This window comes from Ruegeria sp. CJ6, assembly GCF_056536665.1.
The window spans coordinates 307,372-323,473 of record NZ_JBQFQB010000005.1; the positions used below are offsets into that span (position 1 = coordinate 307,372).

At 57.1% G+C, this 16,102-nt stretch carries 13 protein-coding genes; 8 read left to right on the forward strand and 5 right to left on the reverse strand.

Annotation, left to right across the window (positions count from 1 at the left end):
- Positions 1–76: 76 nt before the first annotated feature.
- The 3 genes from ACR0BT_RS16295 to ACR0BT_RS16305 all read left to right on the forward strand — a co-directional run bounded on the left by ACR0BT_RS16295 (position 77) and on the right by ACR0BT_RS16305 (position 3,024).
- On the forward strand, positions 77–433 hold the full coding sequence (locus tag ACR0BT_RS16295) for a VOC family protein (protein WP_170397115.1): 357 nt from the start codon (positions 77–79) through the stop codon (positions 431–433).
- A 107-nt stretch (positions 434–540) separates the two neighbouring features.
- A complete protein-coding gene (locus ACR0BT_RS16300; protein ID WP_170511543.1) occupies positions 541–1,818 on the forward strand; it encodes a DUF3422 domain-containing protein in 1,278 nt (425 codons plus the stop codon).
- 69 nt (positions 1,819–1,887) lie between these two features.
- Positions 1,888–3,024 carry an MFS transporter gene (locus ACR0BT_RS16305; RefSeq protein WP_480763592.1) on the forward strand — a complete coding sequence of 379 codons (1,137 nt, stop codon included), beginning with the start codon at positions 1,888–1,890 and terminating at the stop codon, positions 3,022–3,024.
- Positions 3,025–3,030: 6 nt separating this feature from the next.
- On the opposite strand, the gene ACR0BT_RS16310 is transcribed toward ACR0BT_RS16305, so the two are convergent.
- The 3 genes from ACR0BT_RS16310 to ACR0BT_RS16320 all read right to left on the reverse strand — a co-directional run bounded on the left by ACR0BT_RS16310 (position 3,031) and on the right by ACR0BT_RS16320 (position 6,812).
- Positions 3,031–4,011, reverse strand: coding sequence for an ABC transporter permease (locus tag ACR0BT_RS16310; protein ID WP_170397109.1), 981 nt, complete (start codon positions 4,009–4,011; stop codon positions 3,031–3,033).
- Positions 4,004–5,011, reverse strand: coding sequence for an ABC transporter permease (locus ACR0BT_RS16315; protein ID WP_170397107.1), 1,008 nt, complete (start codon positions 5,009–5,011; stop codon positions 4,004–4,006). The genes ACR0BT_RS16310 and ACR0BT_RS16315 overlap by 8 nt, the downstream gene beginning before the upstream one ends.
- A gap of 94 nt (positions 5,012–5,105) precedes the next feature.
- Positions 5,106–6,812, reverse strand: a complete 1,707-nt coding sequence (locus ACR0BT_RS16320; RefSeq protein WP_170397105.1) for a peptide ABC transporter substrate-binding protein — start codon at positions 6,810–6,812, stop codon at positions 5,106–5,108.
- A 285-nt stretch (positions 6,813–7,097) separates the two neighbouring features.
- Between ACR0BT_RS16320 and ACR0BT_RS16325 the strand changes: the two genes are divergently transcribed.
- From ACR0BT_RS16325 to ACR0BT_RS16345, 5 genes are read left to right on the forward strand one after another with little or no spacing between them, the layout of a single operon-like run.
- A complete protein-coding gene (locus tag ACR0BT_RS16325; protein ID WP_170397103.1) occupies positions 7,098–8,918 on the forward strand; it encodes an ABC transporter ATP-binding protein in 1,821 nt (606 codons plus the stop codon).
- Positions 8,919–8,923: 5 nt separating this feature from the next.
- Positions 8,924–10,090 (forward strand): acetylornithine deacetylase, encoded by a 1,167-nt coding sequence (argE, locus tag ACR0BT_RS16330; protein WP_480763593.1) that lies wholly within the window; start codon positions 8,924–8,926, stop codon positions 10,088–10,090.
- 22 nt (positions 10,091–10,112) lie between these two features.
- Positions 10,113–11,279, forward strand: coding sequence for a M20 aminoacylase family protein (locus tag ACR0BT_RS16335; RefSeq protein WP_480763594.1), 1,167 nt, complete (start codon positions 10,113–10,115; stop codon positions 11,277–11,279).
- 14 nt (positions 11,280–11,293) lie between these two features.
- Positions 11,294–12,457, forward strand: coding sequence for a M20 aminoacylase family protein (locus ACR0BT_RS16340; RefSeq protein ID WP_480763595.1), 1,164 nt, complete (start codon positions 11,294–11,296; stop codon positions 12,455–12,457).
- Between the two features lie 17 nt (positions 12,458–12,474).
- A complete protein-coding gene (locus ACR0BT_RS16345) occupies positions 12,475–13,638 on the forward strand; it encodes a M20 aminoacylase family protein (RefSeq protein ID WP_480763596.1) in 1,164 nt (387 codons plus the stop codon).
- 74 nt (positions 13,639–13,712) lie between these two features.
- Here ACR0BT_RS16345 and ACR0BT_RS16350 read toward each other — a convergent pair whose 3' ends face one another.
- Both ACR0BT_RS16350 and moaA read right to left on the reverse strand, forming a co-directional pair.
- A complete protein-coding gene (locus ACR0BT_RS16350; protein ID WP_480763597.1) occupies positions 13,713–15,011 on the reverse strand; it encodes a 3-deoxy-D-manno-octulosonic acid transferase in 1,299 nt (432 codons plus the stop codon).
- Between the two features lies 1 nt (position 15,012).
- Positions 15,013–16,020, reverse strand: coding sequence for a GTP 3',8-cyclase MoaA (gene moaA, locus ACR0BT_RS16355; RefSeq protein WP_170404063.1), 1,008 nt, complete (start codon positions 16,018–16,020; stop codon positions 15,013–15,015).
- Positions 16,021–16,102 lie beyond the last annotated feature (82 nt).

Sequence of the window (16,102 nt, forward strand, 5' to 3'; positions counted from 1 at the left end):
TCAAGGTTTTTTAGCCATATGAAGCAAGCGGGCTGTGTTAAACTTGGCGAGTGCTCGGGATAGTAGGAGGCAGACCATGCAGAAGGTAAATGGAATTGGCGGGATATTCTTTCGGGCCCGTGATCCGCAGGCGTTGAGTGCTTGGTATGAGAAGCATTTGGGCGTCAATCACTACGATCCTGTGCCCTGGAAGCAGCGGGAAGGATATACGGTGTTCGCACCCTTTGCGCAGGACACCGAGTATTTCGGCCGCTCCGAGCAGCAATGGATGATCAATTTTCGTGTCGATGACCTGAGCGCGTTGATCGACCAACTACAGAACGCCGGAATCACCGTCGAGACGAACCCGAAGTGGGACAGCGAGGTCGGGAAATTCGCCCGCATCCACGATCCTGAAGGCAATCCCATCGAGCTATGGGAGCCGAATCAATAAGATAGCGGGATTGTATACCGTTGTATCCTTGTAAGTAATTGAAATAAATAAACAATTGATGTTGTGTCGGTCTGCCTTATAGTGCCGGTGATACACCGGAGCCTTACATGACGCCCATAGACAATCATCCGCTTCGCTATACGCTGGCCAATGAACTGCATGCACGCCCATTTCCGGTTGCACCCTTACCCAGCACGGTTGTGTTTCTGGCGATCAAGAAGCCCAAAGAAGCGGTTACGCGCGATCGTGGCGAGGATATGACCCACCTGATCAATCTGCTGGATCGCCACGGCGCGCAGCACCCTCAGCCAGAAGCCACTCACTACGCGGGTCAGATCGGGCGTCATTGGCTGAAATGGGAGCAACATACCGAGTTTGTGACCTATACCGCGATCACTCCGAACGTCAGTGAACGTGCGTTCAATCCGGCAGACTTTGAGGTGTTTCCTCCAGACTGGTTGATGGCGAGCCCGGGGCAGCGGGTGACATCGGCCTTAATTCGCGTCGTCGAATACGAGGGAGATGAGGCGGCAAAGGCTTCGCTGGCTCAGTGGTTCGAGCCGGAAAGCCTAGCAGTGGCGCGGGTGCTGGATGATGCTGCGATCTGCGCTTGTGATTTCCGAATTGATCCGGCGGGGCATATGCGGCTTGCGATGTTTGTCAAGAAAGGCACCGGGCGGCGGCGGACCGGGCGGATCGTTCAGCGGCTGTGCGAGATTGAGACCTACAAGGCAATGTCGATGCTGGGATTTGCGCGGGTCAAGCAACTGATGCCGCGCATCGGCGAACTGGATGGTCAATTGACCCGCCTGATGGGGCAGATGTCCGATGAAACAGCCCACCCGGACGAATTGTTGCCGGATCTTCTGTCTACCTCGATCGAGCTTGAGACACTTTCGGCACGGTGTTCTTTTCGGTTCGGCGCCACGGGTGCCTATGAGGCGATTGTCAATCAGCGCATCGAAGTGTTGCGTGAACAAAGATTCAATGGACGTCAGAGTTTTGCCGATTTCATGATGCGTCGTTATGACCCCGCGATGCGGACGGTTAAATCAACCGAGCGACGTTTGCAGGCCTTGTCCGACAGGGCTATTCGCGCCGGCGACCTGTTGCGTACCCGTGTCGATGTCGAACGCAGCGCTCAAAATCAGGCTCTGCTGGAAAGCATGGACCGGCGTGCTGATCTGGCCCTTAGATTGCAGCACACAGTCGAGGGATTATCTGTGGTGGCGATCAGCTACTATGCGGTGTCTCTGGTCAGCTACTTGCTCTACCCACTGACGCAGGCCGGTATTAGCAAAGGGATGCTGACGGCAATTGTGACCGTGCCTGTCATCCTTGCCGTTTGGTTCGGGGTGCGCCAGATCCGGAAGCGAATTGAATAAGCGGTCTATGCCGGGCGACGAATGATCTGTAGAACGGGTGGCGTTTGGCAGATTTTATGAGGATTCCCTGTGATCGGTATTGTTGCGGCGTGGCGGGCTGTGGCCGCCATGTTTATCCTGAACGGTGCGCTGTTCGGCATCTGGGCATCGCGCATACCTGCGGTTCGGGACAGGCTGGATCTGACGCACGAGGCGCTAGGGCTTGGTTTGCTGTTCATGGCAGCAGGGGCCGTTTGTTCGTTTCCGATCACGGGCCGTTTGACGGACAAGTTTGGGGCGGTGGCGATCACGCGGGTGATCGCGGTTCTCTACACCTTTTCCCTGATCCTTTTGGCTCTCGCCGGCGGGTTCTGGTCGCTTGCGGCGTTTCTGTTTGTATTCGGAGCCTTCCATGGCTCGATGGATGTTGCGATGAACGCCTGGGCGGCAGAGGTCGAACAGGCCTATGACAAGCCGGTCATGTCGTCCTTTCACGCGATGTGGAGCCTTGGAGCCGGACTGGGAGCGCTCAGCGGATACGGTGCCGTACAGATGGGGCTGTCGGTGTTGCAACATTTTCTGCTAGCGGGTGGCGTTGTCGTCGCGCTTGCGCTTGTTTTGTCTTGGGTACGCTGGACTTCGAAACGATCGGCTTCAAAACCTGGATCGGTGTTCGCTTTGCCATCGGGTGCCCTGATCCTTGTGGGTTTCACGGCGCTGTGCGGCGCTTTGGGCGAGGGGGCTGTTGCGGATTGGAGCGCGATTTTCCTGCGTGACGTTACCGGTGCGGCTGAGAGTATCGCGGCGTTAGGCTATGCGGTCTTCTCGGTCACGATGGTTGCGTTCCGGCTTGCGGGCGGGGTGGTGATCGCGCGTTTCGGGCCTGTTGCAACAGCACGATTTGGCGGCGTTTGCGCCGCGCTGGGCGTGTTTGGCGTGGTATCGGCGGGAGGGGCAGGATTGGCTTTGGCAGGTTTTGCTCTGATGGGAGTGGGCTATGCGGTAATCATGCCTCTGGCCTTTAGCCGCGCGGCCAACGACCCGCATGTCCCGCCCGGACAGGCGATCGCAAGCGTCGCGACTTTGGGATACGGAGGTTTATTGATTGGGCCGCCTCTGATCGGATTTCTGGCCGAGTTGATGACGCTGAGATTTGCCTTTGCAGTTCTTTTACCGCTGGCCTTTCTGATCATCGTATTGGCCGGCGCGCTGAAGCGCGCCGACTAAGTTCGCTTAACGTCCGCGAATACGTGGATCCAGCGCATCGCGCAGGCCGTCACCCAGATAATTTACACTGAGGACGGTTAGTGAGATCGCCAGTCCGGGCCAGAACACGCGCTCGGGGTATTGCTGCAGATAGTCGACGCCATCGAAGAGCAGCCGACCCCATGTCGGGAAGTCCGGCGGAAATCCGAGGCCGAGGAAGGAAAGCGCGCTTTCGGTGATGATCGCAGTTGCAATCCCCAGCGTGGCCGACACCATGATCGGAGACAGAACATTCGGCAGGATGTGCCGCGTGATGATCTGGCCATTGCTGGTGCCGATGGACCGGGCGGCCAGAACGAATTCACGCTCTTTGATCGCCAGCACATCGCCGCGCACGATCCGCGCTGTGGGCATCCATGAGGTGATGCCGATGGCGCAGACGATCAGGATGAAGATTCCACGCTCTAACCCGAAGGCGGCAGATAGCGGCTCGCGGAAGAGCAGCATCATGACCAGCAGCAGCGGTAACAACGGCAAGGCCAAGAACAGATCCGTCAGGCGCATCAGTGGGCCATCCAGCCGTTTGAAAAACCCGGCCAGAACACCGATGAACGAGCCCAGAAACAGCGCCAACAGCATCGCGGTGATGCCGACTGACACCGATGTCTGACCGCCTGACATCATGCGAGCTAGGATATCGCGGCCCAACTGGTCGGTGCCAAAGGGATGCGCCCAACTGGGGCCCTGATTGCGCGAACGGATGTCGATCTGAGTGGGGTCGATGCTCCATAAGTATGGTCCCAGATAGACGCCTGCGACGATGAAGATGAACAGAATCGCTCCGATCATCGCGCCTTTGTGGGTCTTGAACTGATCCCAGACATCGCGCCATTGGCTCCGCGGTGGGGTGGCCAGTTCTTCCATCACATCGGTGGTTGGCAGCGCTGTCGAGGCGGGCGCAAGCCCTTCGTCCGGGACCAGTGTATCGGTACGATCATGATCAGTCATAACGAATCCTCGGGTCCAGAATGCCATAGAGAACGTCGGCGATCAGATTGAACAGGACGATCAGCACGGCAAAGATGAAGGTCAGGGTTTGGACCATCGGCAGGTCGTTGGCCTGAATAGCCCCGATCAGCAACTGGCCGATGCCGTTCACTTTGAACACCTGCTCGGTAATGATCGCTCCGCCGAAGATGGCCGGAATACCCAGCGCGATAACGGTGACCACAGGGATCATCGAGTTGCGCAGGACGTGGACCATGACGACCGTGTATTCGCTGAGGCCCTTGGCGCGGGCAGTGCGGACATAATCCTGATTAAGGTTGTCCAGCATCGAGGCGCGCATGAATCGGCTGAGCTGCGCGGTGATCTGCAGAGCCAGGACCATGACCGGCATGATCATCTGTTTCAGTTGTACAACAAAGCTGTCCCAGCTGTTGACCACATGGGTAGTGTCATAGATCGACGGGAACCACCCAAGCTGGACTGAGAAGATCACGATCACCAATACGCCCGAGAAGAACGGCGGTACCGAGAAGCCGACCATCGACACGAATGTGCCCATCTGGTCGAACCAGGAATACTGCCGGTAAGCCGAATAGATACCGATGGGCAGAGCGATCAGGATGGCGACCACATACGCGGTGCCAACAACCCACAGGGTCTGCGGGATGCGCTGAACGACGATGTCCATGACGGGTGAGCGGGTCTGCCACGAAATCACGCGTAGGTCACCTTCGGAGAAGGTTGTACCAAAGATCGAGTCGACCAGTACCTGCGGTTCGATCCAGAAGAACTGCACGATCCATTTCCAGAACCGGATATGCATCGGCTGACCGAGGCCCAGTGCCTCGCGCATCTTTTCTTTGACTTCGGGGGGGACGGTAAGTGGAACCTGCGCCATCGGATCGCCGGGTGCGAGTTCGAGGAGCAGGAAGATGACGAGGCTGATGAACAGTAGCGTGGGAACGGCCAGCACCAGTCGTCTGATGGTAAAGTTGAGCATTAAGAGGCGCCTTTATATGCGTCTTCTTGTTGGAGTGGTCTGCAAATGACCGCGCCCCGATATGGGTCGGGGCGCGGTTTTGCAAGATTAACGCTTAGGAACCGGTCTTGCGGTACCAGTCCGCAATGTTCCACAGCTCGCTGTCCCAAACGTTCAGGACAACGCCACCCAGCGTATTGGCGTGTGCCGACAGACGACCACGGTGCACCAGCGGGATCATTCCGCCATTTTCAACCATGATGTCGTTCAGCTGACGCGCGATCTGCGCGCGCTCATCCGCACCTGCGGTTTCGGCCAGTTTGCCATGCAGCTTGTCGAACTCTTCGTTGCAGAAACGGCTGATGTTCTCGCCCTGCCACTGGCTTTCAGGCTTGGGTGCCTTGTCGCACAGGCCGTTGCCCAGATAGGACTGCGGGTCAGTGCCGTTGAAGGTGTTGGCATACATTTCAACGTCGGCATAGAACTTCTGGAAGGTGTCAGGCGAACCCGGATCACCACCAAAGAAGACCGAAGCATTGATGTTGCGCAGCTCAGTTTCGATACCGATTTGGCTCCACCATTCTTTGATCAGCGCCTGGAAGTCCTGGCGAACTGCGTTGGTAGAAGTCTGGTAGACAATCTTCAGCGGTACACCGTCTTTTTCACGGATGCCATCGCCATCGGAATCAACGATACCCGCGTCATCCAGAAGCTTCTTGGCACCTTCGATATCTTGAGTATCGCAGCTGAATGTGTCGGAATTCACCGCGGCAGGCGCAGGTACCCAGTTGCAGGTAACCTTACCGGCCTGACCGTAGCCGATTTCAACCAGCAGCGGCCGGTCGATGGCCAGCGACATGGCCTTGTAAACAGCAGGGTCCTGCAGGAACGGGTGCGGATGCGTTGCAGTCGAACGCTCGCCCTCCGGCAGATCTGGCGACGGGTTGGTCTGGTTCAGCATGATGCGTTCCACCAGCGGGCCGAAGCCTGCGACCGGAGTACCTTTGCCGCCTTCCTGCATCTGCGCGATCACTTCAGGCGCAAGCTGCAAGTTCCAGGCATAGTCAAATTCGCCGGTTTCCATGACCGCACGACCAGCAGCAGTTGCATCGCCACCGCCTTTGAATGTCACCGTTGCGAACGCAGGCTTTGCCGGGTCACGGTAGTTATCATTGGCCTTGAAAGTGATCACGTCATTTGGCTTGAACTCGGTGACAACAAACGGGCCTGTGCCGATCGGGTTAAAGTTCTGCTCGGTGCATTCGGGCGCTTTGGCTCCCATGCAATCCGCGAACTGTGCCGCCTGGATGATCGGGCTCTCACCACCCACGAACGGGCCGTAAGGGAACGGGGTCGGCGCATCGAATGTGACTTTGACGGTCAGATCATCGACAGCTTCGACATTGGTGACACCTTCAAATTTGGTCACCTGCGCACAACCGCCTTCTGGGTCCATGCAATAGTTTGCAGTGAACACTACATCAGCGGAGGTGAAAGGTGTGCCGTCTGACCAGGTGATTCCCGGCGCGATTTTCCAAGTGATCGAGGTCAGGTCTTCGCTGACGCCACCATTTGCAACTGTCGGAATTTCGGATGCCAGGAACGGAACCATTTCGCCATCTTGATTGTACCGGGCGAGCGGCTCAATCACTAGCGACGCGGATTCCACATCCTTGGTGCCACCCGAAAGGAACGGGTTCAGGATCGATGGGGCTTGCCAGTAAATGATGCTGACATTGCCGTCCGATCCACGCTCGGCCATGGCCATCGGGGCCATTGCCGTGCTTGCAATCGCACCAAGCAAAAGGGTTTTGATTTTCATCATACACTCCATGTTGGACACATACGTGTCTCGATTATCTCCGCGATGCCCGCGGGTTAGGCGTGGCCGTCAAAAGGGATAAGGATTTGGAATCAAACGGAAACGATTGTATCGCCTTCGTGTATTCAGACCTCTCCCCAGAACGGTTACGCGGCGTATCGAAACAGAGTTTTGGAAAATTGCAAGCCTTGCCTTGCGAAATTTGACCTATCGGTTTGACTTTTCACATCTGCCCGCCTTAGCGTTTGGCACCCAATCCGAAAAGCCGCCAAGGGGAGAGCGCGCGTGCTGGATCAGCCAATTGCCCAGATCAAAAAACTGCGGGTCGAATTTCAAACTAAAGATGGCCCAGTGGTGGGCGTCGAGGACGTCTCGTTCGAGGTTAATCCAGGCGAAACCGTCTGTATCGTGGGCGAATCGGGGTCGGGCAAATCAGTCTCATCTCTATCGCTGATGCGCTTGGTCGAGTTCGGCGGCGGTGAAATTGCTGGCGGACAACTGCTTTTCGATCGCCGCGGCGGCGAGGAAATGGATCTGTCCCACGCCGATCAAGATCTGATGAAGCAGATTCGCGGAAATGAGATCGGAATGATCTTTCAGGAGCCGATGACGGCCTTGAACCCGGTTTTCACCGTCGGACGGCAGCTCACCGAAGGATTGCGAATCCACAAGGACATGAACAAAGCGCAGGCCGAAGAGCGAGCGCTGGAACTATTGCGTCAGGTGCGCATCCCTGAGCCCGAGCGACGTTTGAAGCAATATCCGCATGAACTGTCCGGTGGCATGCGCCAGCGTGTGGTGATCGCCATGGCCATGGCGTGTGAGCCACGCCTGTTGATTGCGGATGAACCCACTACTGCATTGGATGTGACCATCCAGGCCGAGATTCTGGCGCTGATGGACCGCCTCAAACGCGAGACCGGAACGGCGGTGATGTTTATCACCCATGACATGGCTGTCGTCGCGCAGATGGCGGACCGGGTGGTGGTCATGTTCCGCGGCAACAAGGTCGAGGAAGGCACCGTCAAAGAAATCTTCGAAAACCCGCAGCACGATTACACCAAGGCGTTGCTGGCGGCGGTTCCGAAATTGGGCGAGATGCAGGGTAAAGCCGCGCCCGAGCCAATGAAACTGCTGGGTGAGGAAGGCCAGAAGATCGCTCCGATCCCGGGTACGAACGAAGTGTTGCTGACGGTCAAGAACCTGACCACGCGATTTGCGGTGAAAGGCGGATTGCTGCGTCGGACCATCTCGAACGTGCATGCAGTCGAAGATGTCTCGTTCACGCTGAACCGGGGGCAAACACTCAGCCTCGTTGGCGAATCTGGGTGTGGCAAGTCGTCGGCGGGGCGCTCGATCCTGCGGTTGGTGGAGCCGATGGCGGGTGAGGTTGATCTGGACGGTGTCGACATCATGAAGCTGGACCAGGCCGGCCTGCGCAAAGCGCGGCTGGACATGCAGATGATCTTTCAGGATCCGTTCGCCTCGCTAAACCCTCAGATGCAGTTGGTTGATCAAGTCGCTGAACCGATGCGGAACTATGGGGTTGCCTCGGGGTCAGAACTGCAGGACCGGGTAGCGCAACTGTTCGACAAGGTGCAACTGCCGCGCAGCTTCATGCGCCGCTTCCCGCATGAGATGTCGGGTGGTCAGCGGCAACGGATTGCGATTGCGCGAGCACTGGCGCTGAATCCCAAGCTAATCATCGCGGATGAGGCCGTTTCGGCGCTGGACGTCTCGGTTCAGGCGCAGGTGCTGAACCTGATGATGGAGCTGCAATCGGAACTTGGCCTAAGCTATCTGTTCATCAGCCATGACATGGCGGTGGTCGAGAGGGTCAGTCACCATGTCGGTGTGATGTATCTGGGCCGCATTGTCGAACTGGGTCCGCGTGCTCGGGTGTTTGAGAACCCACAGCACCCTTATACGCAGGCGCTGATGAAGGCGGTTCCGATAGCCGATCCGAACAAGCGCAAGTCGGAAAAAGACTTGAACTTCAAACCGATCCCGTCGCCAATTCATCCGATTGGATACGCGCCCGAACCCTCGCAATACAACGAGGTTGAACCGGGCCATTTTGTTTTGACCACTGACAGCGGATATTGACCCTCATGGCTGAGCGCCTGTCTCCGCTAGAGATCATGACTAAGCTGATCTCATTCCCGACTGTCAGTCGCGATACGAATTTACCGTTGGTGGATTGGGTCGAGGCGTATCTGCAAAGCCACGGGATCGAACCGCATCGTTGGCCTGATCCGGATCAGCCGCATAAGGCGGCTCTGTTCGCGCATGTCGGCCCGTGGGAAGAGGGCGCGATTGTCCTATCAGGTCACACTGATGTTGTTCCCATCGATGGCCAGCCTTGGAACACCGATCCATTTGTCGTGACCGAGAAAGATGGCAAGTATTTCGGGCGTGGCACCTGCGACATGAAGGGCTTTGACGCGCTGGCGATCTGGGCCTTGGTCGAGGCGCATCACGCTGACACCAAACGCCCCCTGCAACTGGCGTTGAGCTTTGATGAAGAGGTTGGCTGCACCGGCGCGCCGCCGATGATCGCCCACATGCAGGAGGTTCTGCCCAAAGGATCAGCCGTGATTGTGGGCGAGCCGTCGATGATGCAGGCCGTCACCGGCCATAAGGGCGGGTTTGGCTTTGACACGCATGTGGTGGGGTTCGAAGTTCACAGCTCAATCATGCACACAGGCGTCAATGCGATCATGGAGGCCGCGCCGCTGATCAATTGGGCCAATGATCGGAACGCCGAGAATATGGCGGCGCAACCTTCAGGCATTGCGTCAGTGTTCGATCCGCCTTGGACTACCTGCCATGTTGGTATGATCGAAGGCGGAACCGCGCATAATATCACTGCCAAAGACTGTCGCTTCATGATGGATTTCCGCACCGTTCCGGACGATGAAAAATCGGTCTGGCAGAAGGCCTATTTCGATAAGGTTCGTGAAGTCGAGGCGCGGATGCAAGCGGTTCATCCCGACGCCCGGATCGAGCTGTCCGAGCATTTTTCGATCCCAGGTCTTGTGCCTGAAGAAGATGGCGAGGCTGAGACGCTGGTGCGCGCGCTCACCGGTGACAATGCGACACATGTGGTAAGCTATGGCACCGAGGCGGGGCAGTTTCAGGAAGCTGGTTATTCCGCTGTTATCTGCGGCCCAGGTGATATCGCGCAGGCCCATCAGCCGAATGAGTTCATTACGATTTCTCAATTCAACGCAGGTCAAAAATTTATGGAGCGTCTGGTAAAGAGGCTCTGCGAATAACATCTCAAAGGAGAGGTTAAAGATGCCCGTCAAGAACCGGCTCGCCGAAATGCATGGCGAGATCACCAAATGGCGCCGTCACCTGCATATGCATCCCGAGCTGATGTACGATGTGGAAGAAACGGCAGGGTTTGTGGTCGACCGACTGAAGGAGTTCGGTGTGGATGAGATCACGCCCGGCATCGGCAAGACTGGCGTGGTTGCTGTCATCAAGGGACGTCGGGATACGCTAGGCCGTGTTATCGGGCTGCGTGCCGACATGGATGCGCTGCCCATTCAAGAGGCGACGGGGCTGGACTATGCTTCGACGGTTTCTGGTAAGATGCATGCCTGTGGTCATGACGGTCATACCTCGATGCTGTTGGGCGCCGCGCAGTATCTGGCCGAGACGAGGAATTTTGACGGTACTGTTGTTTTGATTTTCCAGCCTGCCGAAGAAGGCGGGGCAGGTGGTCTGGCCATGTGTCAGGACGGGCTGATGGAGCGCTGGGGTATTCAGGAAGTCTATGGCATGCACAACATGCCGGGAATGCCGGTTGGTGAGTTTGCCATTCGACCAGGCGCATTGCTGGCTTCTTCGGATGAATTCGAAATTGTTGTAACGGGTAAAGGCGGTCATGCTGCCGCCCCGCATGAGGCGGTAGATACAACGCTGATTGCGTCGCACATTGTTGTAGCTTTGCAATCAGTGGTGTCGCGTACCGTGGACCCTATCAAAAGGGTGGTGCTGACCGTCGGGACTTTTGAAACCGATAGTGTGGCCTCGAATGTGATTGCCCATACGGTGCGGTTGCGGGGAACTGTTCGCACACTTGACCCAGAATATCGAAAGGTCGCTGAAGAACGCGTGCGCCGGATCGCCGAAGACACTGCCTCGGCCTTTGGAGCTTCGGCTAAGATGACGTGGACACCGGGCTATCCGGTGACGGTGAATTCGGACGATGAAACCATCTATGCTGCTGAGGCCGCGCAGGCCGTGGCAGGCAAGGTCAATGACAGCACCGATCCAATCATGCCGTCAGAAGATTTTGCTTACATGCTTGAAGAACGGCCCGGAGCCTACATCTTTATCGGAAACGGGGACACGGCCATGTGCCATCACCCGGAATACAACTTCGACGACGACGCCATTCCCGCCGGTTGCAGCTGGTTTGCTGAGCTGGTGGAACGACGATTACCCGTCGCCTGATTTGGGAGGATCAGATGCCAATCAAGAACCGACTTGCCGAAATGCACGAAGAAATCACCGGTTGGCGGCGGGATATTCATCAACACCCTGAGATCCTCTATGACACCCACCGCACCAGCGCCTTGGTGGCTGAAAAGCTGAAAGAGTTCGGTTGCGATGAGGTTGTGACGGGCATTGGCCGCACCGGTGTTGTTGGCGTCATCAAGGGCAAGACCGACACGCAGGGTCGTGTGATCGGCCTGCGTGCCGATATGGACGCGCTGCCGATGCAGGAGCAGACGGGCCTTGATTATGCCTCGAAAACCGATGGCGCCATGCATGCCTGTGGCCATGATGGCCATACGGCGATGGTGTTGGGCGCGGCGAAATACTTGTCTGAGACGCGGAACTTCGACGGCACGGCCATTGTGATTTTCCAACCAGCGGAAGAAGGCGGCAATGGGGCCGAGGCGATGTGCAAAGACGGTCTGATGGATCGGTTCGGCATTCAGGAAGTCTATGCCATGCACAATGTGCCAGGTGTGCCGACGGGGCAGTTCGCGATCCGGTCTGGCCCGCTGCTGGCGGCTGCGGATGAGTTCGACATTCATCTGGAAGGTCGAGGCGGCCACGCGGCGAAACCGCATGAAACAATTGATACTACAGTGATGTTGTCGCAACTGATCGTGGCACTTCAGACCATCGTGTCGCGTAACGCGGACCCTATTTTACAGGCGGTTCTGTCTGTGACTTCGGTCGAGACCTCATCCAAAGCGTTCAATGTGATCCCCCAATCGGCGCAGGTGCGCGGTACTGTACGAACGCATTCGAACGAAATGCGCGACCTGATCGAGACGCGGCTAAGCGAGGTGGCTGAGGGTATTGCTGAAACCTTCGGTGGCACTGTCAAAGTCTCATACACGCGTGGAGTTCCGGTGACGATCAACGCCGAAGAACAGACGGAATTTGCCGCTGAGGCCGCCATTTCCGTAGGTGGCAGCTGTGATGAAGCGCCCATGGTGATGGGCGGCGAAGATTTCTCGTTCATGCTGGAAGAACGCCCCGGAGCGTTCATCGTGCTGGGCAATGGCGACAGCGCCGGGCTGCACCACCCTGAATACAATTTTAACGATGAGATCATCCCGATAGGATGCTCATGGTTTGCCGAAATGGTCGAGCGCCGGATGCCGGCGGCTTGAATTAAGAGAGAGAAGACATGCCAGTTAAGAACCGCTTTGCCGAATTGCAGGCCGAAATCACCGAATGGCGACGGGATATTCATGAAAACCCCGAGATTCTGTTTGAAACCCACCGCACCAGTGCTTTGGTCGCGGACAAACTGAAAGAGTTCGGCTGCGACGAGGTCGTTACCGGGATCGGTCGCACCGGGGTTGTCGGTGTGATCAAGGGCAAATCAGACTCGAGTGGCAAAGTCATCGGTCTGCGTGCTGATATGGATGCGCTGCCGATTCACGAGGCGACGGGGTTGGATTACGCCTCGAAAACCGATGGGGCGATGCATGCTTGTGGCCATGATGGACATACGGCGATGCTGCTCGGGGCGGCGAAATACCTTTCGGAAACGCGTAATTTTGACGGTACTGTAGTGGTGATCTTCCAGCCCGCTGAAGAAGGTGGCGGCGGTGGTCGCGAAATGTGCGAAGACGGCATGATGGCGCGCTGGAACATTCAGGAAGTCTACGGCATGCACAACTGGCCGGGCCGTCCGGTCGGCAGCTTCTCGATCCGTCCGGGTTCGTTCTTTGCCGCGACCGATCAGTTCGACATCACCTTTGAAGGACGCGGTGGCCACGCCGCGAAACCGCAGGAGACCGTGGATACGACCGTGATGGCCGCGCAGGCGGTTCTTGCGTTGCAGACGATTGCCTCGCGCAATGCCGACCCGATCGATCAGGTCGTGGTGTCTGTGACATCATTCGAGACATCCTCGAAGGCGTTCAATGTCATTCCTCAAACTGTGCAGATCAAAGGCACCGTACGTACCATGAGCAAAGAGATGCGCGATCTTGCCGAGAAACGGATCAACGAGATTTGCGCAGGAGTTGCAGCGACCTTTGGTGGCACGGCGGATGTGACCTATATTCGTGGCTATCCGGTGATGGTGAACAGTGACGAGCAGACCGATTTCGCGGCCGAGGTGGCGAAATCGGTCTCGGGCAGCTGTGACGAGGCGCCCCTTGTCATGGGGGGTGAGGATTTTGCCTTTATGCTCGAAGAGCGTCCGGGGGCTTATATTCTGGTGGGCAATGGAGATACGGCCATGGTTCATCATCCCGAGTATAATTTCAACGACGAGGCCATTCCTGCCGGGTGTAGTTGGTGGGCCGAGATTGTTGAGCAGCGGATGCCTGCTGCTTGATGGGAAGGGTGGGGGCTCTGCCCCCACACCCCCGAGGTATTTTTAGCCTGATGAAGAGGGATCGGTGTGTTTTGTCAGCCGAGAGACAGGCGGGAGCAGAGCGTTTCGATCACCGCATCCAAAGCCGAACTCTGTGTTTTCACGCAGGCATCGGCTGCCATTCGAGCGGTGCGCAGTTCGGCTTTGTCCGACAGCCAGAGGGTGACAGCATCTGACAATGCGTTGGCCGAGTTGATCCGGACGGCGCCGCCCGTTTTGATGAGCGGCTCAAATGTCTCGGCAAAATTGAAATAACCAGGGCCGGTGATCACCGCAGCCCCCGCCTGAACCGGTTCAAACGGATTATGGCCGCCGATCTCTTTCAGCGATCCCCCTAGGAAAACGATGGGGCAGAGGGCGTACCAGGTTCCGGTTTCACCCAATGTATCCGCGACATAGACCTGTATGTCTGATGCTATCTGTTGGTCAGCGCTGCGTCGTGCTTGCGAAAGACCAGCATCACTCACCAATTTAGCAACGTCGTCTCCACGCTCCGGATGGCGAGGGATCAGCAGCAATAGCAGGTCGGGCCAGCGCTGTAGCAACGCTTTGTGGGCTGCCAGAACCGTTTCTTCTTCCCCTGCATGGGTAGAACTGGCAATCCATATCGGGCGACCATCTATCTGCGCTTGGGTTTCGGTCAGGACATCCTGATTTACGGGCAGCGGGTCAGACATGGCCTTGAGGTTGGTGCCGGGCTGTACGCGATCCGCGTCGGCACCAATTGCGATCAGATTAGCGGCGGTTTTGTCGTTCTGGGTCAGAAATACCTTGAAATGATCCAGAATGAAGCGCGCCGTGTTCGGGCGCTTGTTCCAACTATCCACTGATTTGTCAGATAGCCGGGCATTCAAGAGCGCCAGTGGCGTGCCGCGATTTGCGGCCTCTACGATCAGCCGGGGCCAGATTTCACTTTCTACAAAGATGCCTGCATCGGGTTTCCAGTGGTCCAGAAACTCGCGCACCGGAGCGGCGCTGTCCAATGGCGGATATTGGTGGCGCGTCCGGGCAGGCAAGCGCTTAGCAATCAACGTCGCCGAGGTCGGGGTGCCTGAGGTGATGAGAAACTCAGCATTCGGCAGGCGCTGCCCCAGACGGTTGATCAGGCTTAGAACCGATAGGCTTTCACCCACACTGGCCGCGTGAAACCAGATCAGCTGCCCATCTGGGCGCGGCAAACTGGCATGGCCAAGCCGTTCTTGCTGGCGGCTTTCGGGAACACCCGCAGCGTGCAGTTTGTTGCGTACTTTTCGCCAAATCAGGGGTTCGGCAATAGATATGAGACCGCAGTACAGTTTGTACAGCAGCGTTGGCTGCGCGGGTGTGCCGGGCATCTCAGCCGCCCGTATGACTCATGTGGCGGCTCATCTGACCGTCGACGGCTTGCCGGGAATAGTCGAAATCATGGCCCTTGGGCTTGAGGTTGATGGCTGCACGGATCGCGTCTTCCAACGGTTTCTCGGTATCGGGATGATCGCGCAGGGGTGCGCGCAGATCAGCCATATCTTCCTGGCCAAGGCACATGTAGATCTCACCAGTGCAGGTCAGGCGCACGCGGTTGCAGCTTTCGCAGAAGTTATGGCTGAGTGGCGTTATGAAACCGATCTTTTGTCCGGTCTCCTCAAGCCTGACATACCGCGCCGGACCACCTGTCCGTTCGGCCAGATCAGTGACCGTATAGTGGTTCTGGTATTCCTTGCGGACGTCCTTGAGCGACCAATACTGATCCAGCCGGTCTTCGTTGCCTATGTCGCCCATGGGCATCACCTCGATCCAGGTCAGATCCATATCACGTTCGGCACACCATTCGGTGATCTTGGGTAGCTCGGGCTCGTTGAACCCTTTCAGAGCGACAGCGTTGATCTTGATCCGCAGGCCAGCCTTCTGCGCTGCGTCAATGCCGTTCAGCACCTGTTTCAGGCGGCCCCATCGGGTGACCTTGGCAAATTTGTCTTCATCCAGCGTATCGAGCGATACATTCACGCGCCGCACGCCCGCTGCGTAAAGATCATCCGCAAATCGGTGCAATTGTGATCCGTTGGTTGTCAGCGTCAGCTCCTTCAGGGCGCCGCTGTCCAGGTGTCGGGTCATGCTGTTGAAGAATGACATGATGTTTCGCCTAACCAGTGGTTCGCCCCCGGTGATGCGCAATTTCTCGACGCCCAAATTGACGAAAGTCGTGCACATACGATCCAACTCTTCCAGAGTCAGAAGGTCTTTCTTGGGAAGAAACTTCATATCTTCGGACATGCAGTAGACGCAGCGGAAATCGCAGCGATCCGTAACGGAGACGCGAAGATAGGTGATGGCGCGGGCAAACGGGTCTATAAGCGGAGCTGTCATGGCTCATAGGTAAAGCGGAGGCATGTTCGCGGCAAGTGCCATCTGCGTTTTGGACTGGTACAGTTAGGCGCAGCGCTCTAGG

Bases quoted from the DNA above. Each gene is read 5' to 3' on its own strand.
- ACR0BT_RS16315 (WP_170397107.1), bottom strand. From the start codon at position 5,011: ATGCTCAACTTTACCATCAGACGACTGGTGCTGGCCGTTCCCACGCTA.
- ACR0BT_RS16310 (WP_170397109.1), bottom strand. From the start codon at position 4,011: ATGACTGATCATGATCGTACCGATACACTGGTCCCGGACGAAGGGCTT.
- ACR0BT_RS16295 (WP_170397115.1), top strand. From the start codon at position 77: ATGCAGAAGGTAAATGGAATTGGCGGGATATTCTTTCGGGCCCGTGAT.
- ACR0BT_RS16300 (WP_170511543.1), top strand. From the start codon at position 541: ATGACGCCCATAGACAATCATCCGCTTCGCTATACGCTGGCCAATGAA.
- ACR0BT_RS16350 (WP_480763597.1), bottom strand. From the start codon at position 15,011: ATGCCCGGCACACCCGCGCAGCCAACGCTGCTGTACAAACTGTACTGC.
- ACR0BT_RS16345 (WP_480763596.1), top strand. From the start codon at position 12,475: ATGCCAGTTAAGAACCGCTTTGCCGAATTGCAGGCCGAAATCACCGAA.
- ACR0BT_RS16335 (WP_480763594.1), top strand. From the start codon at position 10,113: ATGCCCGTCAAGAACCGGCTCGCCGAAATGCATGGCGAGATCACCAAA.
- ACR0BT_RS16340 (WP_480763595.1), top strand. From the start codon at position 11,294: ATGCCAATCAAGAACCGACTTGCCGAAATGCACGAAGAAATCACCGGT.
- argE (WP_480763593.1), top strand. From the start codon at position 8,924: ATGGCTGAGCGCCTGTCTCCGCTAGAGATCATGACTAAGCTGATCTCA.
- moaA (WP_170404063.1), bottom strand. From the start codon at position 16,020: ATGACAGCTCCGCTTATAGACCCGTTTGCCCGCGCCATCACCTATCTT.
- ACR0BT_RS16320 (WP_170397105.1), bottom strand. From the start codon at position 6,812: ATGAAAATCAAAACCCTTTTGCTTGGTGCGATTGCAAGCACGGCAATG.